Below are 22347 nucleotides of genomic sequence, written 5' to 3'. Positions count from 1 at the left end.
GGTCTAACAAACTTTGGTCTGGCAAACAGTCCAAGGCAGAAAGGAAATTTTGCAAAATGAAAAAAGACATCCATCCTAATTACCAACCTGTTGTGTTCTTGGATACAACTACTGGTTTTAAATTCTTGAGCGGTTCAACTAAAGGTTCGAAAGAAACTGTTGAATGGGAAGACGGTAACACTTATCCATTGATTCGTGTGGAAATCTCTTCTGACTCACATCCATTCTACACTGGCCGTCAAAAATTCCAAGCAGCGGACGGACGTATCGCTCGTTTCAACAAGAAATATGGAAAATAAAAAAGTGCTTCGGCGCTTTTTTATTATCGCTCAAATTTGCTAAGGTAAATCAAGTCCAACTGTAAGCAAATTCTGAACATCTTTTAGTTCATTGGGCTATAAAAATTAAAAAAAATATCATATAATAGAAACAGATAGTATACACATATAAAATTAAAGGCATGCGTGAATATGCCTTCTTTTAAACTCACTATAAAGATAAAGGAAAAATAAAATATGAAATGGTCTATTTTAGAAGTATCAAAAAAGAAAATAATTAAATTCGAAGAAGCGCTTGATTTAACGCAAGAACTTAAGCAACGCTCAGAAGAAATCCTTGATGCAAAACCTGTAAATGTTCAAGGACAAATCGCCTATGACGATGGCATCTATTACTTGGATTATACACTTGAAGTGGATTTGACTTTACCATCATCACGGAGCTTGAAGCCAGTAGAGTATCTTATGTCAATCGCTGTTAATGAAGCCTTCACCACAGATGAGTTTCTTAAAAAGAATGAAGATTTACTGGACAGTGACATGATATTTACATTGGAAGCAGATTGGATTAGTCTATCAGAATCGGTAGCTGATAATATTCTTTTAGAAATTCCCTTGCAAATTTTAGCAGAAGATGAGAAAGCTGGAGCTACAAGTTTACCTTCTGGCAAGAACTGGTCTGTCTTGTCTGAAGCAGACTATCAGAAACAAAAAGAAGAAGAAGCAGATAAAGAAAATAAATCACCTTTTGCAGGATTGGCAGATTTCTTTTCCGAAGAAAAAAATTAAGAAAAATCTCATAAAACACTTGCAACAAAATTACAATTATATTATAATTTCATTATAGAGGAAATAAAATTAAAAAGAAAAGATATTAATGAGGCTAAACTATGAATTCATCTAAACGTATTTTGATTATCGAAGACGATAAAAACATTGCGAGATTTGTTTCACTTGAGCTTGAACACGAAGGATATCAAACTGCGGTTCAAGACAATGGTCGTAAAGGTCTTGAAGAAGCAATGTCAAAAGATTATGATTTGATTTTGCTCGACTTAATGCTCCCTGAGCTGGATGGCTTTGAAGTTGCACGACGCTTACGCCGTGAAAAAGATACACATATTATTATGATGACTGCACGTGACTCAACAATGGACCGTGTAGCAGGTCTTGATATTGGAGCGGATGACTATATTACAAAACCATTCGCAATTGAAGAATTGTTAGCGCGTGTCCGTTCACTCTTCCGTCGTGAAGACCATATCCACACGATTGAAAAATCAGACAATACTTCATTCCGTGATTTGGTAATTGATAAAACAAACCGCACTGTACATCGTGGAAAAAAAGTTATTGACCTTACACGTCGTGAATACGATTTGCTTTTGACCCTGATGCAAAATGTGGGTGACGTCGTAACACGCGAATACTTGGTTTCTGAAGTATGGGGTTACGAAGAAGGTACAGAAACAAACGTTGTTGACGTTTATATCCGCTATTTGCGTAACAAAATTGACGTGGAAGGCCGCGAAAGTTATATTCAAACGGTTCGTGGTATGGGATATGTCATGCGTGACCGCAAATAATATAGGGAATATATAAGAAGATTTCTAGTGGTTTTGCCACTAGATTTATTCCTTTTATGGCGATGTAAAGAAATAGAAAAATGCGACATGGTAAAATTTTTTGATTCGAAGAAGAAAAAAGCAGAAAATCTGCCCGAGCGTAAGCGAAGCATCATGCTACGTTGGGCCTTTGCAAATACGATTTTTTGTTTTATAACCTTCACTATTTTTACAGTATTGGTTTATCAACTGACCATAACAACCTTCATCAATTCTGAAAAAGAGGACATGATGAAAGCTCTGGACAATGTTGAGCAAAGTTTATCCAAATCGGAAAGCAAACTGTCGGAAGACAATCTTGCAAATTATTTGGCTTATGCCAAAGACTACACAGCATCCAGTCAGGGAAAAGAAAATGAGCTAGAAACACTTGGAAGTATGATTGGTTCTAGGAAGTCTTTTTATGTTTTTGATGTCGGTGAAAATTTGATTTATTCGACCAATTCGTATGGTTTCCCGCTAAGGAAAGATGTGGGGGATTCTACTCATGCTGTACGTACATTTGGTGAATATTCTGGTTATTTGGTTGAACGACCCGTTCATTCTAAGAAAACAGGGAAACTGATTGGCTATGTGCAGGCTTTCTACGATATGAGTTATTATTACAGTGTGCGAACAAAGCTACTGATTGCCTTGATTATCTTAGAAATTATTGCTCTCTTTATTGCTCAGTTTGTCGGTTATTTTATGGCAAGTCGCTATATCAAGCCTCTAGAGCGTTTGCACGATGCGATTACTACACGTGCCAATAATTTGAAGGCGGATTTCAAACCTGTAGTGATTCAAACAGGCGATGAAATTGAAGAACTGGCGACTGTTTATAACGACATGATGATTAAGCTTAACGATTACGTTGATCAGCAGAAACGTTTTGTTTCTGATGTCAGTCACGAGCTACGTACGCCACTTGCAGTTTTAGATGGTCATTTGAATCTCTTGAATCGATGGGGGAAAAATGATCCGGAAGTGCTTGAGGAGTCTTTACAGGCCAGTATAGAAGAAGTTAGCACGATGAGAACGATGTTAGAGGAGATGCTTGCATTGGCCCGTCTTGAAAGCATTGATTTTCAAGATGAAGATCTGATCTGTGATCCAACAGAAGTTTCTAATTTTCTTAAGAAAAACTTTCTCCTTATTCATCCTGATTTAAATTTAACTGTTGAAAATTACTTGACGCCGGGTAGTTTGGCTCATATTTATCCCAACCATTATGAACAAGGCTTAAAAATTTTGATTGATAATGCGATAAAATACTCGCCTAAAGATCGCCAAGAAGTGAAAATCCATCTAGAAGAAGATGACAAATACATTATTACGACAGTTGAGGATCGTGGCTATGGCATTAGTCAAGAAGATTTAAAACATGTCTTTGAGCGCTTTTTCCGTGCCGATAAAGCACGAAATCGAGATATAGGTGGAACAGGTCTTGGTCTGTCTATTATCCAACGCATAGTGGAAAACTATGACGGGGATGTCAGTGTGACTTCCATTGTAGGCGAAGGATCGAAATTTACTTTAAAAATTCCTAAGATTAAATAAATATAAAAATTCTACTGAGTATCTAAAAGTACTTGCTAGGCTTTTAATCTTAATCTTATTTCTTGAGTTTTTTGATAATTCGAGAAAATTGTTGACATTCGTTTAAAAAAAGGTTAAGATTTAAAATACAATATACAAATAAAATGATAGAGGTCGCAATGAATAGGAAGTTTTACTGAGCTGGACAAGCGTTGAAGTAAAACGGAGGAGACATTGCCGAAATGAATTCACTCGTCCAAGTGAGTTTGTTGGGGCAGCAAGGGATACTTGCTGAACTGTCGCAGTTTTGCGGAGTGCTATTCGTTACTTACTGATAATATGAATCACGTACAACGTTTAGCAACCTCTCTGTGTAAAGGTTGCTTTTTATTTGGAAAAATGAAAGAGAGAGTATTATGAGAAGAACAAACTTATTCTTACTTGTCGCGACGTTGTTTACGGTATTATTTATCGGTAGTTCAAAAGTGAGTGCAGAACAGTTCCGTGTCGGAATGGAAGCTGCATATGCCCCTTTTAACTGGACACAATATGATGATAGCAACGGTGCTGTCCCTATTGATGGTGTAGATGGCCAATGGGCTAATGGTTACGATGTACAAGTTGCAAAAAAACTTGCTGATAAGTTAAATAAAGAATTAGTAATCGTCAAATCAAGTTGGGATGGCTTGCTGCCAGCTCTAAAATCCGGAAAAATCGATGGCATTATTGCAGGAATGTCGCCAACTGCGGAACGTAGAGAACAAATCGCCTTTTCAGAACCGTATTACACATCTAACCTTGTAATGATGGTCAAAAGTGGCGGTCCCTTTGCTCAAGCATCGAGTTTAGCAGACTTCTCTGGTGCAAAAATTACCGCTCAGCTGGGAACTTTCCACTATAACATGATTGACCAGATTGAAAGTGTTAACAAGCAAACAGCAATGAAAGATTTTTCAAGCATGCGTGTGGCTTTACAAAGTGGAGCCATCGATGGTTATGTAGCTGAACGTCCCGAAGGAGTGACAGCAGAAAAAGCAAATCCAGACTTCAAAATGATTGAATTTGGCGAAGGAAAAGGTTTTGTCACAAACTCTGATGATACAACAGTCGCAGTAGGTTTACGTAAAAATGATCCCAACTTACCTGTAATTAATAGCTTTTTGACAGGTTTTACACCTCAAGACCAAAAAGAACTGATGGATGAAATGATTGCTGCTCAACCAGAAGCTAAAACACAAGGCGCTTGGTATGATCAAATTATCAGTATTGTAAGAGATAACGGCAAACAGTTTCTTAATGGTACAGGGATGACCTTATTCATCTCTTTGATTGGTACGATTATTGGTACGGTTTTAGGTCTTCTTATTGGTGTTTATCGTACTATTCCAGAAATTAGTAATAAATTTTTAGCCTTTTTACATAAAGTATTTGGCTGGCTTATTTCAGCTTATATTGAAATTTTCCGTGGTACACCAATGATTGTTCAAGCAATGGTGCTTTACTATGGAACAGCTCTAGCTTTTGGCTTGAGTTTGGATCGGACCTTAGCTGCGCTAATTATTGTATCCATCAATACAGGTGCTTATATGTCGGAGATTGTACGTGGCGGTATTTTCTCTGTGGATCAAGGGCAATTTGAAGCCGCGCAAGCTATCGGAATGACGCATGGGCAAACTATGCGCAAGGTTGTTTTACCACAAGTCTTGCGAAATATTCTTCCAGCAACAGGAAATGAATTTGTCATTAATATCAAAGATACATCAGTCTTATCTGTAATTTCAGTAACTGAGCTCTTTTTCCAAGGGACAACAGTGGCGCAACAAAACTTTATGTATTTCCAAACCTTTGCTGTCATCTGTGCAATTTACTTTGTCTTAACATTTACAGTAACACGTATTCTACGCTTTGTAGAAAGAAAAATGGATGGACCAGACGCTTACGTCCCAATCCAAAATCAAATGCAAGTACAAGAACCGGGGGACGCTTAAATGACAGCAATCTTAGAAATCAATCATTTAAAAAAATCATTTGGCAGTAATGAAGTGTTAAAAGACATTCACTTAATGGTAAATCAAGGCGAAGTTATTTCGATTATTGGTTCATCTGGAAGTGGTAAATCGACATTACTTCGTTCAATCAATTTATTGGAGAAGCCATCTGGTGGGGAAATAATTTATAAAGGTGAAAATGTTTTAGCAAAAGGCTTCGATATTCCTAAATATCGCACGCATCTGGGCATGGTTTTCCAAAGCTTCAACTTGTTTAACAATATGAATGTTATCGAAAATGTTATGGCTGGGCAAGTTACAGTATTGAAAAAAAGCCAAGAAGAAGCTCGGACTATTGCGCTCGAGAATCTGGAAAAAGTGGGCATGGCAAGCTTTGCTAATGCCAAACCTGCACAACTCTCCGGTGGACAAAAACAACGTGTGGCGATTGCTCGTGCGATTTCTATGAATCCAGATGTGATTTTATTTGACGAGCCGACTTCAGCGCTTGATCCTGAAATGGTAGGCGAAGTCTTACAGACAATGAAAGGACTGGCTGAAACAGGCTTAACAATGGTTATCGTTACACATGAAATGGAATTCGCGCGTGATGTAAGTGATCGTGTAATTTTCATGGATAAAGGGGTTATTGCTGAAGAAGGACGGCCAGCGGAAATCTTCGGAGCTCCGAAAGAAGAGCGGACGCGAGCTTTCCTTTCACGCTTCTTGAAAGCTTAAATAAAAAGAGCAAGCTTATGCTCTTTTTTTCTTTGCAAAAGACCTCTTATTTTCACAGTAAAACTTTCAAATACAAACTCTATATTGAAAAAATAGGTAAATAGCGGTAAAATAGAGGGAAGTAGAAAGAATAGGAACAATGAAAAAAATCAAAACTTTTGAAGAAAAAAAAGTACTCATCCTCGGATTAGCAAAATCAGGAGAAGCTGCAGCCCGCTTGCTTCATACTCTAGGTGCACACGTAACTGTAAATGACGGAAAGGCTTTTGAAGAAAACCCTGCCGCGCAAGCCCTCTTGGAAGAAGGCATTGAAGTTATCTGTGGTAGCCATCCCCTTGAACTTTTAGACGAAGATTTTGATTTTATGGTAAAAAATCCAGGTATTCGTTATGATAACCCAATGATAAAGAAAGCATTGGAGAAAAAGATTCCAGTTGTTACGGAAGTTGAACTTGCTTATCTTGTTTCGGAAGCTCCAATTATTGGGATTACTGGAACCAATGGTAAGACAACAACAACAACGCTGATAGCAGATATTTTAAATGCGGATGGTCAGTCTGCAAAATTAGCAGGAAATATTGGTTTTCCCGCCTCTGAAGTAGCTGCCCATGCGAGTGCTCAAGATACTTTGGTAATGGAACTCTCAAGTTTTCAACTGATGGGAATTGTAGACTTCAAGCCTCAAATCGCTCTCATTACCAATATCTTTTCATCGCATTTAGATTATCATGGCTCTCAAGAAGCTTATGAAGCTGCCAAATGGCGTATTCAAGAAAACTTAACTTCTGAGCAATACCTTATTCTCAACTTTAATCAGGAAAAATGTCGTGCTCTAGCAGAGCACACAGCAGCTCGAGTTGTGCCATTTGCAACTGAAAATAAAGTTGATGGTGCTTATGCGCTGGAAGGTAAACTTTATTTTCGTGATGAATTCATCATGGATGCAGATGACCTAGCTTTGCCTGGGGAACATAATTTAGAGAATGCTCTGGCAGCAATAGCTGTTGCCAAGCTTTCGGGTGCTAAAAATCATGCAATTATTGAAGTGCTGACAAGCTTTTCGGGTGTGAAACATCGCTTGCAGTATCTTGGTGAACTTGCAGGACGTAAAGTCTACAATGATAGCAAGGCCACAAATATACTGGCAACAGAAAAAGCTTTGTCAGGTTTTGAAAATAGTCGCTTATGGCTCTTAGCTGGCGGACTAGACCGTGGAAATGGCTTTGAAGACCTCGCGGATTCTGTAACAGGGATTAAAGGTATGGTTCTTTTTGGGGAGACTGCACCAAAGCTGCAAGATCTTGCAGATCGCTTGCAGATTCCAACACTCCACAGTGAAAATGTCGCAACAGCTCTTAAAGCAATCTTTAATAAGACGGAAGAGGGGGACACTATTTTACTTAGTCCTGCTTGTGCCAGCTGGGATCAGTACAAGACCTTTGAAGAACGTGGGGATATGTTTATTAAAGCTTTCGAAGAATTGAAAGGTGAATGGAAATAGTATGAAAATTATTGTAACTGGAGGCGGAACGGGAGGTCATATCTATCCTGCACTGGCCTTTATAAAGCATCTGAAAACTATTGAGCCAGACTCAGAGATCCTCTATGTAGGTACAGAACGCGGCTTGGAGAGTAAGATTGTTCCTGCCGCAGGCGTGCCCTTTAAAACTGTGGATGTACAAGGTTTTCGTCGTAGCCTTTCTTTAAATAACTTTAAGACAATCTACAAGTTCCTGAAATCTACATCAGATGCGAAGAAAATTGTTAAGGATTTTAAACCTGATGTGGTTATTGGAACAGGAGGCTATGTGGCTGGACCGGTACTTTATGCAGCAGCTAAGCTCAATGTGCCGACTATCGTTCATGAACAAAATTCAATTCCAGGGATTACTAATAAGTTCTTGAGTAAATATGTGGACAAAGTTGCGGTCGCCTTTGAAGCAGCCAAGCCCTTCTTCCCAGAATCCAAAACAGTTTTTGCTGGTAATCCACGTGCTCAGGAAGTTGCAACTTTAAAAGCTACCGATATTCTGGAAACAGAATATCAACTTCAAAAAGGTAAGAAAACGGTAGTTATTTTTGGAGGGTCACGAGGCGCTCAAACAATTAACGAGGCGGTAAAAGCTGCTTTACCAAAGTTTGCAGCAGCGGATTACCAAATCGTCTATGCCTCAGGACAAATCTACTTTGATGAAGATCATGAAGAGTTTGAAAAATATGCTGATGCTGCAAATATAGCGATTCGTCCATATATTTCAAATATGCTCGAAGTTCTTGCGTCATCAGATTTAATATTATGTCGAGCAGGTGCGACAACGATTGCTGAAATTACTGCACTTGGTTTGCCAACGATTTTTGTACCTAGTCCAAATGTCACAGCAGACCATCAAACAAAGAATGCTCAAGCTCTTGTAGATATCGGTGCTGCTAAGATGATTAAAGATGTCAATCTTACAGCAGATACCATGCTTGCCAGCATTTCTGAAATCTTTTCTGACGAAGAGCTTTACCAAGCTATGTCTGTAGCCAGTGAAAAAGCAGGAGTACCTGATGCTAGCGATCGACTATATCAACTTGTGAAAGAAATTAAAAAATAATGAGTGAAGAAAACCTTACGCCTTGGCAAAAGAAACATCTTGAATATCAGCGCCGCAAAGCAGCTGAAAATCAAGAGAAGTCTGAAGAACCCAAAAAACGGAAGTTTTTTAAGAAAAAAGAAGATAATGAAGCAGATTCTCCTGAAGTTCAGGAAGAAATCGAGCAACAAGAATCTTTTGTAGAAGCAGAAGAGTCTGAGCAAGGATACTCAGATGATTTTGTTGAGGATTTTGAAGAACAAGAACCGGAACCTTCTTTTTTTGAAGGAAGTTTCGAAGTGTTCAAAAAGATGTGGCCCGTCTTATTCTTGGCAATCTTATTGTTTTTAACTTCGATTTACGCGGTGTCCCCGATAAGCAAAATTGGGACATTTACGGTTTCGGGTAATAAAAATGAGTCTTTTGAATCTATCGTACAGGCTTCACGTTTGAAGCCAACTGATAGGATTTATGGTGTGCTCAGAAACAAAAGAGCTATTGAAAACAGTATTGTTCAACAATTTCCACGTGTCAAATCTGTCAACTTACACGTAAGTTTTCCTAATAATATCGAGGCTAAAGTTACGGAGTTCGAAAAAGTTGCTTATGTAGAACAAAAGGGTAAAACTTACCAAGTGTTAGAAAGTGGTCATATCCTCAAGGATCAAGAAATAGCTAAGGATAAACTTTCGAGCCTTCCGGTACTAAAAAACTTTTCCGATGAAGAAGTCGAAAAGTTTATTACAGCCTATATGAAATTGAAGCCTGAAATACGTGGTTTGATTACGACGGTTACAAAAACACCGACTAAAGCAACCAAAGACTTTATCGCTTTGGATATGTCAGATGGTAATCAAGTACGTGTTTCTCTCAGTCAAATTACCGAGAAGGTTCCTTACTATCCAAGTATTGCGAAGCAACTTCAAGCGCCACAAGTGATTGATATGGAAGCAGGAATTTATGCAAAGCCAAAAGAAGATTATCTGGCTGACCTAAAAAATCCTGAAGGAAATAAGAAGAACTCAGAAAATACAACTGAAATTACCGCAACCCAATAATAAAACTGAAAGGATAACCCCTTTCAGTTTTATTATATTATCTTGCAGAAAAAGAAAAAACGTTTGTTTCTTTTAAAGAGACAAACGTTTTTGGCTTTACGCATTCAATACTTTAGATAAGAAGTCTTGTAAACGTGGATGCTGAGGGTTTTCAAAGAGGTCTTCTGGTTTACCATCTTCAAGGATAACACCAGCATCTGTAAACATGACACGGTTAGCAACTTTACGTGCAAAGCCCATCTCGTGTGTTACGATAAGCATTGTCATGCCATCGTCTGCGATACGACGCATCAGGTCAAGGACATCGCCAACCATCTCAGGGTCAAGTGCTGAAGTTGGCTCATCAAAGAGCATAACATCAGGGTCCATAGCCAAGGCACGGGCAATGGCTACACGTTGTTTTTGTCCACCTGAAAGCATCTCAGGCATTGTATCTTTTTTCTCTTCTAGTCCAACAGCTTCAAGCAAGCGCAGAGCTTTTTCTTTTGCTTCAGTTTTTGTAAGCTTTTTAAGCTCAACGGGCGCATACATAATATTTTCTAAAACAGTCATGTTAGGAAAGAGGTTGAAGTGTTGGAAAACCATTCCGACATGTTGGCGAACCAAGTTAATATCAGTGTTTTTATCTGTAAGGTTGTACCCATTGATAATAACATCGCCACTTGTTGCGTCTTCTAAACCATTTAGTGTACGAAGGAATGTTGATTTACCAGAACCTGAAGGACCAATAATACAAACAACATCTCCTTTGTTAAATTTTGCAGAGATTCCTTTGAGAACCTCGTTTTTACCATATGTTTTGTGAAGATCAGTAACTTCGATTTGTACAGACATATCTTTAATCTCCTTATTTCATTTTTTGTTCGATGCGACGTCCTGCCCACATTAAGAGAAGCAGCACAACCATGTAAATCAAACCAATCAAACCGTAGACACGGAAAGCTTGGAAGTTACGTGCAACGATAATTTGACCTGCTTGCAAGAGTTCAACCAAGCCGATAACAGATACCAAGGTTGTATCTTTCAGCGTAATAATAAATTGGTTAATCAAGCTAGGAATGGTAATCTTAACAGCTTGTGGCAAGATTACTTTTCGCATTGTTTTCACATAAGGAATACCAAGAGAGCGGCTGGCCTCCATTTGGCCAGTTGGAACAGCAGCAATACCGCCTCGAACGATTTCAGCAATGTAGGCTGATTCGTTAAGAGTTAAGGCAATAACACCGGCTGTAAACTCATTCAAAGGACTTTGATGACCTGTGAGGAGTTGCAACATATTTGGGATACCATAGAAAATGAAAATTGTTAATACCAAAAGAGGAATTGAACGGTTAAGATCGACATAAATACGTGAAATTGTACGGAGAGCTGGTGATGGACTTGCTGAGAAAAGGCCGAAGATTACACCGACAATCATTGCTAAAACAAAGGAAACTAAAGCCAATTGGATAGTGATCCAGAGACCTTTACCTAACTGTTTCCAGTTGTTTTTCAAGATGCCAAGCATTGTACTTTCTGTATCTGACTCTGTTGCTGATTCAGTTTTTGAAGCTAAATATTTATCAACAATTTCTTGATATTGACCGCTAGCACGTAGTGAAGAAAGACCGTTGTTGAACATTTCGATAAGCTCAGGGTTCGTTCCTTTTTTCACAGCAAAACCGTACTGACCAGTTGGGATACCTTCAAAAGGTGTTTTAAATTCTTGTCCTTGTTTAATGGCATATTTTACTACAGGCTCATCGTCCATAAAGGCTTGAATTGAACCATTGTTCAATGAAGAATACATTGAAGTAGCATCAGTAAATGTTTTTAAAGTATAGCCGTATTTGCTTTCGTTTTTCGTTAAATAGTCATAGGAAGCTGTCCCGTTTTTGGCACCAACTTGTTTTCCTTTTAGATCTTCCCATTTCTTGATGTCTTCATTTGACTTAGAAACAGCAAGTGTCAAATTCGAATCATAATAGGCATCACCAAAGTCAAAGACTTTTTTACGTGCATCAGTGATTGACATACCCGCCATCATAGCGTCAGCATGTCCTGCTTGAACTGCATCTACCGCAGGTTGGAAACCAACGTGGTTCCATTTGATTTTGAAGCCTTGTTGCTTAGCAATAGCATTAAGTAAGTCTACATCAATACCTGTGAATTTTTTATCTGTGTTTTGGAATTCAAATGGGGCGAAGCTATTATCTGAGGCAATAGTGTAAACATCTTTTTTAGGAGTTGCTTTCTTACCACCAGTATATTTTTGAACGATTTTGTCATACTCGCCATTGGCTTTCATTTGAGTCAAAGCTTTGTTGAAACCATCGATGAGTTTAGAATTTTCACCTTTCATTACAGCAAAACCGTAACCCCCAGGAAGTGAGAAGGAAGGAAGATTGATTGCCAAGTCTTGCCCTTGATTGATGGCATAAGAGATGACAGGAGCTTCATCCATCGCACCTACGATGTTTCCTGCAGCCAGTGAGGCAAACATGTGAACACCGTCAGAGTAAGTTTTGATTGTATAGCCGTATTTATCTTGGTTTTTTTGCAACCAGTCATATGAAGCTGTTCCTTTTTTAGCACCAACAGCTTTGCCTTTAAGTTCATCATAGCTCTTAAGTGTAGAAGACTTTGTTGTAGCTAAAGTAATGGCTGAAGTATAATAAGGATCTGAAACATCAAAAACTTGTTTACGTTCATCTGTGATCGTCATCCCAGCGATGACCGCATCAGCTTTTCCAGCCTTTAAATTTTGAAGAGCGGCATCAAATCCAGGAAAAGACATCTCAAGCTTCCAGTCATTGATTTTAGCGACTTCCTTCATGATATCGACATCGATACCTACCCAATTTTTATCTGAATCTTGGAATTCAAAAGGGGCATAAGCATTATCACTCGCGATACGTACGGTTTCCTGAGCGCTAACATTATGAGCAGTTGCAAAGGACATTCCAGTAATCGTGGCGAATATTAAAGATAATGTAAGGAATAATTTCTTCATTTCATTATTTCTCCTAAGTTTCATTAATTATATAAACAATTATATACTTGTCAGTATACCATAAAACAAGGCTGAAAAAAATAAATTGTGTCATAAAATGTGACATGGAAAACAGTCCGAATAAATAAAAATAATAATTTTGTCTAAAAAAATAGACGAATGAGAATTTGATAAAGGCAAGCTTTTAGTGTAAAATAAAAAATGCAGTAACAGCATAACAAAAGGAAAATATAAAAATATGTTTACAACACTTTCGATGTTTGGCTTCTTCAATGACTGGATTTCTGGTTTTTTGAATGCACCAGGCGCACACGTTTGGGTCTATGTTCTTTTAGGAGCTATCATCTTTATTGAAACAGGGCTGGTTATTTTTCCGTTCTTACCGGGGGATTCAATTCTCTTTTTTGTAGGATCGATGGCCGCCATGTATCCAGATAAATTATCAATGCCTCTTCTGATTTTGATTATGGGGAGTTTAGCTTTTCTGGCCAATCTTCTGAATTATGAAATTGGGCGTAAATTTGGAGATGTAATTCCAAAACATAAAACACTATCTAAATTTTTAAAGCCAGAATACATTGAAGAAGCAGAGCAGTTCTTTGCTAAATGGGGTTCGTGGGCTATCTTCCTCGGGCGCTTTATGCCAATCATTCGTACGGTTGTTCCTTTTACAGCAGGAACAAGCCGCATGCCGCATAAAAAATTCGTGCTTTATAATTTTTTAGGTGGTTTTGCTTGGGTTATCGTCGCTTTAGGGGCAGGTTTCCTCTTTGGACAAGTACCTTTCATCAAGAAAAACTTTGAACTCGTCATGCTAGCAATCGTTGCTGTATCCTTACTTCCAGCAGTGATTGGCGTTGCCAAACGGTATTTCGCAGGGCGTAAAGCTGCTTAAAATAAGTTATAATAGTATTAGGAAACTAATACTATTTTTTTATGTCAAAAAAAGGAATACAGGTAAACGATGGAAATAAATGGATACACTCGGATGGCTGCTGTGTTAGCACATCCCATTAAGCATAGTCTTTCTCCTTTTATTCATAATCGCGCTTTTGAGCTGACCAATGAAAATGCTATCTACTTGGCTTGGGATTTGGAAGATGAAAAAATTCTCGAACAGACAATTAACAATGTCAGAACATTGGACATGTATGGTTTGAATATTTCGATGCCTTACAAGCAAAAAGCGGTGGAATTTATTGATGAATTATCCGAAGAAGCACAGTTGATTGGAGCAGTCAACACGATTGTCAATCAGAAGGGGAAATTAATAGGTTACAATACGGATGGTCAAGGTTTCTTCAGGGCGTTAAAGTTTAAACCGCGTCATAAAAAAATCACGCTAATTGGTGGTGGTGGTGCTGCGATTTCCATAATTGTTCAGGCTGCTTTGCTTGAAATGCACGAAATCACGGTTTTTGCTAGACATTCAGCCTCCTATGCACGTTTAGAACAGCGTTTGGAAAAATTGTCACATCAGACAAAAATTACCATAAAACTTTACGACCTAGCTGATCATTCACGATTGCAAAAAGAAATTATGACATCAGACCTACTCGTTAATGCAACACCAGTAGGGATGTCTGGCGAAGCAATGCCGCTCCCTACTTCAATTCTTTTGCCCCCAGGAATTCTGGTGGTAGACACGATTTACAAGGTCCGTGAAACACCAATGATGAAATGGGCAAAAAGCCAAGGGAGAACAACGATGAATGGAGTTGGTATGCTTATTCATCAAGCTGCCGCTTCTTTTGAATTATGGACAGGAAAAAAAATGCCTGTTGAGCAGATTAGACAGGAATTGGAGGAAAAAGATGAGGTTAAATGTTAATCTTCCAGAGCACCCTTATGATATCATTATTAAGAAGGGAAGCTTGTCACAAGTGGGACTATGGGTTGCACAACTCTGGCAACAACAAAAAGTTGTACTTGTCACCGATGACAATGTTGAACCTCTCTATGGAAGAGAGGCAGTTTCCCAGTTAAGAAATGAAGGATTTGAAGTTTTTACTTTTACTTTTCCAGCAGGTGAAGCAAGTAAAAACTTGTCTACTGTAGAGAAACTATGGGAATTTTGTGCCTTACATGGTTTGACACGCTCCGATGGAGTGATTGCTTTAGGTGGAGGCGTTGTTGGGGATTTAGCAGCTTTTGCCGCCAGTACATATATGAGGGGCATTCACTTTCTCCAAATACCAACAAGTTTAACGGCTCAGGTCGACAGTTCCATCGGTGGAAAAACAGGAATCAATAGTGATTATGCTAAAAATATGATTGGAACTTTTGCTCAGCCAGATGGTGTTCTGATTGATCCTGAGGTATTGAAAACCTTAGAGAAACGTGATTTTCGTGAGGGGATTGGTGAAATCGTCAAGTGTGCCTTGATTGCCGATAAACAACTCTGGGTCCGCTTAAATGAGATACAGGATGCCGATGAACTTTTGCAAGAAGCAGAGTATTTTATTCGGGCAGCCTGCGATGTGAAACGGAAACTTGTTGTGGAAGATGAGTTTGATCAGGGAACGCGACTTTATTTGAACTTTGGGCACACAATTGGTCATGCTGTCGAAGCTTTTGCTGGCTATGGGCAGGTCATGCATGGTGAGGCTGTAGCTATTGGAATGATTCAAATAAGTAAAGTGGCGGAAAGTAAGGGGCTGATGCCTAAAGGACTAACTGCTCAAATTAAAGCAGTACTCCAAAAGTTTCAACTTCCTCAAACTTATGAACCATGGGATGAGTCAGCTTTGTTTGAAATCCTAACCCATGATAAAAAAGCGCGAGGCAAGATGATTAAGACCGTACTTGTTCCCGAAATTGGACAGGCCAAAATTCATGAGATAAGCCTTCAAGAAATGAAGGAATATTTGAAATGAGATACTGGGCATTTCTTCGTGGAATAAATGTGGGTGGTAGTAAACTCAAAATGACAGACTTAAAAAAGAGTTTGAAGCAGCTGGTTTTACAGATGTTTCACTGTTTTAGCTACAGGGAATAGCATTTTTAGCAGCGAAACCTTGCCTGATCTATCTTTTTACCTGTGCAAAGTTTTATAAAAATCGAACAAGAAATAAGAAAGCTTGTTAAAAATAAACCTTTTCTCAATTTGCTCAAAGCGAGTTTAATGCTCTGAAAACAAGTAGGGAAGAAGGGCTTGTCCAAGTGAATTCCTTTTATTGGAAGGTATCAAGGGGCACAATCTTAACAACAGCTTTTGGTAAAGTCTTAGGTAAAACAGTCTATAAAGACCTTTTTACAAGTCGCAATATCAATACAATGGAGAGAATAATTAAAAAATTATAATGTTTGTCTATCTTGGAATAGCACTTTTTGCGGGTTTTTTACTAGCAAACCAAAACCCGATTAATGCCGATCTTCGCAAAAATGTTAATTCGCCTTTTTGGGCATCAACAATTTCTCAAATTATTGGGGTTGTTTTCTTAGGTACAATCTCATTACTTTTGACCGGTGATTTGTTCCCCTCTACTGAATTTGTCCAGTCTCATCCTGCTTGGATATGGATTGGTGGATTACTCGGTCCAGTATATGTTACATCGAATGTCTTTCTTTTTCCACGACTAGGTGCTGTGCAGACTGTTATCTTGCCTATTTTGGGACAAATTTTAACTGGAGTTGTTATTGACAGCTTTGGTTGGTTTTACGCGGTCCAAATTCCGATGAGTCCTATTCGTATATTGGGGATTATTGTTACTATACTTGGACTTTTCATTGCCGTTGTTTTACCTAGCTTACGTGAAAAAGCAGGACAAGTTGAAGCCGAGCCCAATTTGATGCTTTGGCGCCTTTGGGCGATAATATCAGGTTCATTCACTGCGGTTCAACAGGCTATTAATGGACATTTGGGCACCTTATTGCATCGGCCGTTTCAAGCTTCATTTATGTCTTTCTTCATTGGACTGATTGCCATTGTCTGTGTGACTTTAGTGATTGAACGTCGCTTAATTACAAAAGTTGAATTAGGTAAGATAAAAAAATGGAATATATTGGGAGGTATCTGGGGAGCCTTCTTTGTTCTTGGCGCCGTTTTAGCAGTGCCAAAAATAGGGGCTGGCTTAAATATAATGATGGCATTACTTGGACAAATCATTGGTTCAATGTTGGTGCAACAGTTTGGTTGGTGGCGTTCAGATCGCTATCCGATACGTCTTATCCAAGTCGCAGGTGTTGCAGTAATGTTGGTAGGGATTATTTGTATAAAATTTTTGTGAGGAAATATGTTTAAAAAAGAATCATTTGAAGTCTTTGATATAGAAGGATTGGAAATGCGTATGCAGGGAGTGCGTGCTGAAATTCAACCGATTTTTATGGAAATAGGAGAACAGCTAAAAGAAAGAATAAAGCAGTCGTTCCCTGAACAGGAGTTTTACCTGCATATTGCACAGCATCGTCGGCGGACAAGCAATGCACCTGAAAACACGTGGTCTGCTATTGGCACACAAAAGCGTGGTTATAAAATGGAGCCGCATTTCCAATTAGGGATTTGGCAAGATTACGTGTTCATCTACCTTTCAATTATTGATCAGCCTAAAGGACAAGCAGATTACGCTCAGAAGTTGAGTTCGGATCTCTCATTACCCAAGGATTTTGTTCTATCTAAAGATCATACCAAGTCTGATTTTTATGGAAGTAGCCATCTTGAAGAATTTGTTACCCGATTAAAAAATGTAAAAAAATCAGAGTTAGAGATGGGTAGAGTTTGGAAAGCTGAGCGTTTTGATGGTCAACAAGATGATATGATATTACAGGAAATGCTCGAAACTATCGATGATTTACTACCAATTTACCAAAAAATAATGGAGGATTAAGATGCGCTTTTTTACAGCAGGTGAATCACATGGGCCACGTTTGACAGCAATCATTGAAGGTTTGCCAGCAGGACTTCCACTTCAAGCTTCTGACATCAATGTTGAATTGAAACGCCGTCAAGGAGGATACGGACGAGGTGGTCGCATGAAGATAGAATCTGATCAGGTCGAAATCACCAGTGGTTTGCGTCATGGTAAAACTTTGGGAAGTCCACTTACTCTTAATGTAACCAATCGTGACTTCTCACATTGGACGGAAATTATGGCTTCAGAAGAAGTTGATGATGCCGTTAAGAGACAACGTAAATTGACAAAACCTCGACCAGGACATGCTGACTTGGTAGGGGGGATGAAGTATGAATTTGAGGATTTGCGAAATACACTTGAGCGCTCCTCTGCTCGTGAAACAACGATGAGAGTAGCTGTGGGAGCAGTTGCCAAGGCTTTGCTCAAACAGCTTGATATGGAGCTGGCTTATCATGTGGTTAATTTTGGAGGCAAAGATGTTGTTGCTCAACTTCCAGAACTCACTGTCAGCGAAATCAAAGCCAAAGCTGGTACAAATGATTTGTCTATTGTGGATATTTCAAGAGCTGAGGAAATTCGTTCATATATTGATAAAATAAAGAGAGCTGGCGACACCATCGGTGGAATTGTAGAGGTACGTGCTACAAATGTTCCGGCTGGTTTAGGATCTTACGTACATTTTGATCGTAAATTAGATGCAAAAATCGCAGCAGCTGTCGTTTCTATCAATGCCTTTAAGGGTGTGGAGTTTGGTCTTGGTTTTGAGGCCGGGCGACGTCAAGGCAGTCAAGTTATGGATGAAATCCTTTGGGAAAAGCAAACAGGCTATAGCCGAAAAAGTAATAATCTTGGCGGTTTTGAAGGTGGCATGACTAATGGTGAGGACCTTATTATTCGCGGTGTCATGAAACCGATACCGACCCTATATAAGCCTCTCATGTCTGTCAATACTGAAACGCATGAACCTTATAAAGCGAGCGTTGAACGTTCTGATCCAACCGCTCTTCCAGCGGCCGGAGTAGTAATGGAAAATGTTGTTGCTACAGTCCTAGCCCAAGAAATCTGTGATAAGTTTTCAAGCGATAGTTTTAGAGAGCTACAAGAAGCTTTTCAAAACTATAAGGAACGCTTAAAAAACTTCTGATGAAATAAAAACTAGTCTCAAAAATAAGGCTAGTTTTTTTATTACAAAAGTGTAAGTTTGCAGAAAATATAATTTGTTAGAATAAAAGTGTAGGGTTAAGAAAAACAAAACCTAGTAGGAAAGAGGCAACAAGATGAAAAAAGTATTATTTGGCTTACTTGCTCTAGCAGTAGTGATTGGTGGTCTAGGATATGGCTGGTACAAATCAAGCTACGGGGGTACAGAACGTTACGTAAAAATTACACAAAATGGTTCGGAAAAAATTGGAAAAAGCGATTCAGGCGAACGCATGGTGTCTTATGAGTACAAGCTACCTTCTTATGATAAAAATGGCGAAGGAAAAGATATTTCCTTTACAGCTACACACAATTTACGTAAAGATGCTTATCTTAAAGTGACAGATAATAAAGCAAAAGGTGTAACAAACTGGGAAGAAGTTCAAAAAAATGACTTGCCAAGTAAAGCAAAAGATAAATTAAATTAATCATCTAAAGGTGACAAGGGAGAAAAAATGCTATTAGAAGTTAAACATATCAAAAAAGTTTTCAAAACACGCTTTTCAAAAGAAGAAACAACGGCTCTTGCTGACATTGATTTTTCTGTCGAAGAAGGTGAATACATTGCTATTATGGGTGAATCAGGTTCAGGTAAAACAACACTCTTGAATATCTTATCAACTTTGGAAAAACCTACAGCTGGTCAAGTTTTACTTTCAGGACGTGACATTACAGCCATTAAAGACAAGGATATCTCAGCATTCCGCCGTGAACATCTCGGATTTGTCTTCCAAGATTTCAACCTCTTGGATACTTTATCAGTAAGGGATAATATTTATCTTCCTATGGTACTTTCTAAAGCGCCAGTAAAGAAAATGAAAGCACGTCTAGAAAACTTAGCACCTAAGTTGAATATCGAGACACTTTTAGAAAAGCAACCTTTTGAATTATCAGGGGGGCAAAAGCAGCGTGTGGCTGTTGCGCGTGCTCTGATTTCTCAACCGGATCTTGTTTTGGCAGATGAGCCAACAGCAGCTTTGGACTATAAAAACTCAGAGAGTCTGCTTGAACTTTTCGAAAATATCAATGATGCTGGTCAAACAATCATCATGGTTACTCACTCAAGCTTAGCTGCAAGTCACGCAAAACGTGTTCTCTTCATTAAAGACGGAATGCTCTATCATCAACTTTATCGTGGCGATAAGTCATCAACAGAGTTTGCAAAAGAAATTACCTTATCAATGACTTCATTCTTGGGAGCTTCAGCTGACCCAAGCGAAACGGAGGTAGCCGATAATGCTTAGTTTTAAACTGGCAGCACAAAATCTGAAAAAAGGGTTGAAATCATTTGCGCCTTTCATCGTAGCGAGTGTAACAATGTTTGTCTTGCTTTTTGTTACTGCTGCAATTGCACAATCTCCATCCCTTGAAAAAATGAAGGGTGGCGCAGCAGTTGGGCAAATGATGTCCTTTGCGATGTGGATTTTGGCTATCTTTGGTGGGATTATTCTCATTTATAGTTATCGTTTCCTACAGTTGCAACGCTCACGAGAATTTGGGCTTTATGACATTCTCGGACTAGGGAAAAAGAAAATCGCCCTTGTTTCTTTCTTTGAACTCGTAATGAGTTATATTGCGACTGTCATTATCGGTACAATCGTTGGGATTGCTTTTTCTAAGTTCCTTTTCCTGATTTTTATCAATATGATTGGTGAAAGCAACTTTAACTTAGCGATTACACCCGCTTCTATTCTAACAGTAGCAGCAATATTCTTGCTCTTCTTTGCTTTGCTTCTTATTATTGGAACATTTATCATTTGGAAATCTTCAAGTCTTGATCTGTTAAGAGAAGCGTCTAAAGGTGAAAAAGAACCTAAGTCAAACATTTTCATGGCCTTGATTGGTATTATTTTACTGTTAGTTGGCTATGGCTTAGCACTAAATGTTGATAATCCCGTTAAAGCACTCTCAACTTTTTTCCTTGCAGTTCTGGCAGTTATTTTGGGAACTTACTTTTTCTATATCAGTTTTACCGTTTGGTATTTGAAATGGCGTAAAAAACGTAATTCTTACTATAAACCGCAAAACTTTATTACGATCAGCTCAATGCTTTACCGAATGAAAGCAAATGCGGTTGGCTTGGCCAATATTACCATTCTCTTGTCGATGACTTTAGTAACTTTAGTAGTTACAATCGGTATCTTCTTAGGCTCAACCCAAACTGTTGAACGTGCTTTTCCAAAAGAAGGACAATACACTGTTTATTCACAAGAAAAAACAGGTAATCAGCTGGCCCAAGATTTACAAGAAAAAGCAGACCAAGCGGGTGTAAAAATATCAAATGTCACCACAGCTTTAAGTGTGGACTATTTGATGGGTAACGGTCAAAAAGAAGGAGAAAATACTTTAAATATTACTCCAACAGGCGACCAAAAAACCGCCATTCAATTTTCAATGACAACTTTGCAAACGTTGAAAAATTTGGATGAAAATGTTTCTGATATTTCAGACAATCAGGTTAATATCGTTGATTACTTTGGTGCTTATCCAAAACTTACAGATTTTAACTGGTTTGGAACAAAATATAAAGTGAATGACGTCATGGCTACACAGGATTTAAACAAATATCCTATCATGATAAATATCACAACGCCAATGCTTCTTATCTTCCCAAATGATGCAGCATTACATCAAGCTCTTGAGGTTTATAATAAAGCAAATAATGATGGTGAACAAGCTTATCAAGTGAGTCCATCTGTGACAGTTAACTTTGATATTGCAGAAAAAGATCAAGAAAGATTAACAAATGCGTTAGGTAATAATGATGGAGACCATATGCTCAGCTTCCGTTCAGCTGAGATGAAAGAAGTTAGAACTGGAATCGGTGCCTTTGTCTTTATCGGTTTGGTTCTTGGCATTAGCTTCATTTTAGGTGCTGCCTTGATTATCTATTACAAACAGTTGTCAGAAGGTGTGCAAGACAAACGTTCATTCAAGATTCTACAAGAAGTAGGTTTATCAAAAGAGCAAGTGTCTAAGACCATCAAGTCACAAGTAAGCATGATTTTCTTATTGCCAATCGCAATGACGATTGTACATTTCAGCTTTGCTTACATTATGATTAGTAAGCTTATTGGTATCTTTGGAATCATGGATAGCCAGTTAATTCTTTGGATTAGCTTAGGAACTATTGCTGCTTTAGCCTTTATTTATTGGTTAATCTATAAAGGAACAAGCCTTGTGTATTACAATATTGTGGAGAAAAAATAAATGGAAAAAATACCCTATTACTTACTGGTCCTTGGTGGCTCACTTACTGTTCTTACTTTCTGTGCCTGGTATGTTTGGGGCATCATTCAATTTGTTCAAAGAAAGATTAAGAACTGCAAGGATATCAAACTTTTACAGTCTTTAACGCTTAGTTTGCATATCCTTTCACTTCTCATTATTGTTGGTTTAGGCTATTATGGCTTTACAACATTTTTCTAAAAATCAGATGGAATCATCTGATTTTTTTATATGTTATAATAGGAGAAAGAAAAAATTGATAGTGAAAAAAGAACAAGTGATAACAGATCCGC

Annotated in this window: 22 protein-coding genes and 1 riboswitch; of the genes, 20 read left to right on the top strand and 2 right to left on the bottom strand. The window is 38.4% G+C overall.

All coding sequences use genetic code 11. From position 1 onward, the window contains the following. Positions 1–56 precede the first annotated feature (56 nt). The 9 genes from BZZ03_RS02155 (at position 57) to BZZ03_RS02115 (ending at position 9781) form a co-directional block, all read left to right on the top strand. Positions 57–299, top strand: a complete 243-nt coding sequence (locus BZZ03_RS02155) for a type B 50S ribosomal protein L31 (RefSeq protein ID WP_003135050.1) — start codon at positions 57–59, stop codon at positions 297–299. Positions 300–515: 216 nt separating this feature from the next. Beyond that, positions 516–1067, top strand: a complete 552-nt coding sequence (locus BZZ03_RS02150; protein WP_086582279.1) for a YceD family protein — start codon at positions 516–518, stop codon at positions 1065–1067. Positions 1068–1168: 101 nt separating this feature from the next. Next, positions 1169–1864, top strand: a complete 696-nt coding sequence (locus tag BZZ03_RS02145) for a response regulator transcription factor (RefSeq protein WP_019292077.1) — start codon at positions 1169–1171, stop codon at positions 1862–1864. Between the two features lie 87 nt (positions 1865–1951). After that, a complete protein-coding gene (locus BZZ03_RS02140) occupies positions 1952–3442 on the top strand; it encodes an ATP-binding protein (RefSeq protein ID WP_086582277.1) in 1491 nt (496 codons plus the stop codon). Between the two features lie 139 nt (positions 3443–3581). Beyond that, a riboswitch (Lysine riboswitch) is annotated at positions 3582–3749 on the top strand. Between the two features lie 88 nt (positions 3750–3837). Continuing rightward, positions 3838–5409 carry an ABC transporter permease subunit gene (locus BZZ03_RS02135; protein WP_019293245.1) on the top strand — a complete coding sequence of 524 codons (1572 nt, stop codon included), beginning with the start codon at positions 3838–3840 and terminating at the stop codon, positions 5407–5409. Beyond that, positions 5410–6147: an amino acid ABC transporter ATP-binding protein gene (locus BZZ03_RS02130; protein WP_086582275.1), complete on the top strand. Its 738-nt coding sequence runs from the start codon at positions 5410–5412 to the stop codon at positions 6145–6147. 139 nt (positions 6148–6286) lie between these two features. After that, on the top strand, positions 6287–7648 hold the full coding sequence (gene murD / locus BZZ03_RS02125) for a UDP-N-acetylmuramoyl-L-alanine--D-glutamate ligase (RefSeq protein ID WP_061413567.1): 1362 nt from the start codon (positions 6287–6289) through the stop codon (positions 7646–7648). Between the two features lies 1 nt (position 7649). Continuing rightward, a complete protein-coding gene (gene murG / locus BZZ03_RS02120; protein ID WP_086582274.1) occupies positions 7650–8744 on the top strand; it encodes an undecaprenyldiphospho-muramoylpentapeptide beta-N-acetylglucosaminyltransferase in 1095 nt (364 codons plus the stop codon). Beyond that, entirely contained in the window at positions 8744–9781 is a 1038-nt protein-coding gene (locus tag BZZ03_RS02115) for a cell division protein FtsQ/DivIB (protein WP_061413563.1), read from the top strand. The genes murG and BZZ03_RS02115 overlap by 1 nt, the downstream gene beginning before the upstream one ends. Before the next feature lie 96 nt (positions 9782–9877). Here BZZ03_RS02115 and BZZ03_RS02110 read toward each other — a convergent pair whose 3' ends face one another. Together BZZ03_RS02110 and BZZ03_RS02105 are read right to left on the bottom strand one after the other, a co-directional pair. Next, the gene (locus tag BZZ03_RS02110) at positions 9878–10615 is read right to left on the bottom strand and encodes an amino acid ABC transporter ATP-binding protein (RefSeq protein WP_014024357.1); all 738 of its coding nucleotides are present in this window, start codon (positions 10613–10615) and stop codon (positions 9878–9880) included. A 13-nt stretch (positions 10616–10628) separates the two neighbouring features. Then, entirely contained in the window at positions 10629–12773 is a 2145-nt protein-coding gene (locus tag BZZ03_RS02105) for an amino acid ABC transporter substrate-binding protein/permease (protein WP_061413561.1), read from the bottom strand. Positions 12774–13011: 238 nt separating this feature from the next. Between BZZ03_RS02105 and BZZ03_RS02100 the strand changes: the two genes are divergently transcribed. The 11 genes from BZZ03_RS02100 (at position 13012) to BZZ03_RS02050 (ending at position 22255) form a co-directional block, all read left to right on the top strand. Continuing rightward, positions 13012–13668 carry a VTT domain-containing protein gene (locus BZZ03_RS02100; RefSeq protein WP_014024359.1) on the top strand — a complete coding sequence of 219 codons (657 nt, stop codon included), beginning with the start codon at positions 13012–13014 and terminating at the stop codon, positions 13666–13668. Positions 13669–13737: 69 nt separating this feature from the next. Then, on the top strand, positions 13738–14604 hold the full coding sequence (locus BZZ03_RS02095; protein ID WP_086582272.1) for a shikimate dehydrogenase: 867 nt from the start codon (positions 13738–13740) through the stop codon (positions 14602–14604). Further along, entirely contained in the window at positions 14588–15649 is a 1062-nt protein-coding gene (gene aroB, locus BZZ03_RS02090; protein WP_061413558.1) for a 3-dehydroquinate synthase, read from the top strand. Before BZZ03_RS02095 ends, aroB begins: the two co-directional genes overlap by 17 nt. Next, on the top strand, positions 15646–15771 hold the full coding sequence (locus BZZ03_RS12240; protein ID WP_231863386.1) for a DUF1697 domain-containing protein: 126 nt from the start codon (positions 15646–15648) through the stop codon (positions 15769–15771). Before aroB ends, BZZ03_RS12240 begins: the two co-directional genes overlap by 4 nt. Positions 15772–16075: 304 nt before the next feature. Then, on the top strand, positions 16076–17002 hold the full coding sequence (locus BZZ03_RS02080; RefSeq protein WP_019292066.1) for a DMT family transporter: 927 nt from the start codon (positions 16076–16078) through the stop codon (positions 17000–17002). A gap of 6 nt (positions 17003–17008) precedes the next feature. After that, complete coding sequence (locus BZZ03_RS02075; RefSeq protein WP_086582270.1) at positions 17009–17599, top strand: DUF1054 domain-containing protein; 591 nt, start codon at positions 17009–17011, stop codon at positions 17597–17599. A 1-nt stretch (position 17600) separates the two neighbouring features. After that, positions 17601–18770 (top strand): chorismate synthase, encoded by a 1170-nt coding sequence (gene aroC / locus BZZ03_RS02070; RefSeq protein ID WP_086582268.1) that lies wholly within the window; start codon positions 17601–17603, stop codon positions 18768–18770. Positions 18771–18903: 133 nt separating this feature from the next. Further along, a complete protein-coding gene (locus tag BZZ03_RS02065; protein WP_086582266.1) occupies positions 18904–19254 on the top strand; it encodes a YxeA family protein in 351 nt (116 codons plus the stop codon). 27 nt (positions 19255–19281) lie between these two features. After that, positions 19282–20070 (top strand): ABC transporter ATP-binding protein, encoded by a 789-nt coding sequence (locus BZZ03_RS02060; RefSeq protein WP_019293102.1) that lies wholly within the window; start codon positions 19282–19284, stop codon positions 20068–20070. After that, complete coding sequence (locus BZZ03_RS02055; protein WP_086582264.1) at positions 20063–22036, top strand: FtsX-like permease family protein; 1974 nt, start codon at positions 20063–20065, stop codon at positions 22034–22036. Before BZZ03_RS02060 ends, BZZ03_RS02055 begins: the two co-directional genes overlap by 8 nt. Then, complete coding sequence (locus BZZ03_RS02050; protein WP_019292060.1) at positions 22037–22255, top strand: hypothetical protein; 219 nt, start codon at positions 22037–22039, stop codon at positions 22253–22255. It begins immediately after the preceding gene. Positions 22256–22347: the final 92 nt, after the last annotated feature.

Source organism: Lactococcus petauri, from assembly GCF_002154895.1.
Taxonomy (GTDB): Bacteria; Bacillota; Bacilli; order Lactobacillales; family Streptococcaceae; genus Lactococcus; species Lactococcus petauri.
This window is presented reverse-complemented; position numbering and strand designations above follow the sequence as displayed.

Bases quoted from the DNA above. Each gene is read 5' to 3' on its own strand.
- BZZ03_RS02155 (WP_003135050.1), top strand. From the start codon at position 57: ATGAAAAAAGACATCCATCCTAATTACCAACCTGTTGTGTTCTTGGAT.
- BZZ03_RS02150 (WP_086582279.1), top strand. From the start codon at position 516: ATGAAATGGTCTATTTTAGAAGTATCAAAAAAGAAAATAATTAAATTC.
- BZZ03_RS02145 (WP_019292077.1), top strand. From the start codon at position 1,169: ATGAATTCATCTAAACGTATTTTGATTATCGAAGACGATAAAAACATT.
- BZZ03_RS02140 (WP_086582277.1), top strand. From the start codon at position 1,952: ATGGTAAAATTTTTTGATTCGAAGAAGAAAAAAGCAGAAAATCTGCCC.
- BZZ03_RS02135 (WP_019293245.1), top strand. From the start codon at position 3,838: ATGAGAAGAACAAACTTATTCTTACTTGTCGCGACGTTGTTTACGGTA.
- BZZ03_RS02130 (WP_086582275.1), top strand. From the start codon at position 5,410: ATGACAGCAATCTTAGAAATCAATCATTTAAAAAAATCATTTGGCAGT.
- murD (WP_061413567.1), top strand. From the start codon at position 6,287: ATGAAAAAAATCAAAACTTTTGAAGAAAAAAAAGTACTCATCCTCGGA.
- murG (WP_086582274.1), top strand. From the start codon at position 7,650: ATGAAAATTATTGTAACTGGAGGCGGAACGGGAGGTCATATCTATCCT.
- BZZ03_RS02115 (WP_061413563.1), top strand. From the start codon at position 8,744: ATGAGTGAAGAAAACCTTACGCCTTGGCAAAAGAAACATCTTGAATAT.
- BZZ03_RS02110 (WP_014024357.1), bottom strand. From the start codon at position 10,615: ATGTCTGTACAAATCGAAGTTACTGATCTTCACAAAACATATGGTAAA.
- BZZ03_RS02105 (WP_061413561.1), bottom strand. From the start codon at position 12,773: ATGAAGAAATTATTCCTTACATTATCTTTAATATTCGCCACGATTACT.
- BZZ03_RS02100 (WP_014024359.1), top strand. From the start codon at position 13,012: ATGTTTACAACACTTTCGATGTTTGGCTTCTTCAATGACTGGATTTCT.
- BZZ03_RS02095 (WP_086582272.1), top strand. From the start codon at position 13,738: ATGGAAATAAATGGATACACTCGGATGGCTGCTGTGTTAGCACATCCC.
- aroB (WP_061413558.1), top strand. From the start codon at position 14,588: ATGAGGTTAAATGTTAATCTTCCAGAGCACCCTTATGATATCATTATT.
- BZZ03_RS12240 (WP_231863386.1), top strand. From the start codon at position 15,646: ATGAGATACTGGGCATTTCTTCGTGGAATAAATGTGGGTGGTAGTAAA.
- BZZ03_RS02080 (WP_019292066.1), top strand. From the start codon at position 16,076: ATGTTTGTCTATCTTGGAATAGCACTTTTTGCGGGTTTTTTACTAGCA.
- BZZ03_RS02075 (WP_086582270.1), top strand. From the start codon at position 17,009: ATGTTTAAAAAAGAATCATTTGAAGTCTTTGATATAGAAGGATTGGAA.
- aroC (WP_086582268.1), top strand. From the start codon at position 17,601: ATGCGCTTTTTTACAGCAGGTGAATCACATGGGCCACGTTTGACAGCA.
- BZZ03_RS02065 (WP_086582266.1), top strand. From the start codon at position 18,904: ATGAAAAAAGTATTATTTGGCTTACTTGCTCTAGCAGTAGTGATTGGT.
- BZZ03_RS02060 (WP_019293102.1), top strand. From the start codon at position 19,282: ATGCTATTAGAAGTTAAACATATCAAAAAAGTTTTCAAAACACGCTTT.
- BZZ03_RS02055 (WP_086582264.1), top strand. From the start codon at position 20,063: ATGCTTAGTTTTAAACTGGCAGCACAAAATCTGAAAAAAGGGTTGAAA.
- BZZ03_RS02050 (WP_019292060.1), top strand. From the start codon at position 22,037: ATGGAAAAAATACCCTATTACTTACTGGTCCTTGGTGGCTCACTTACT.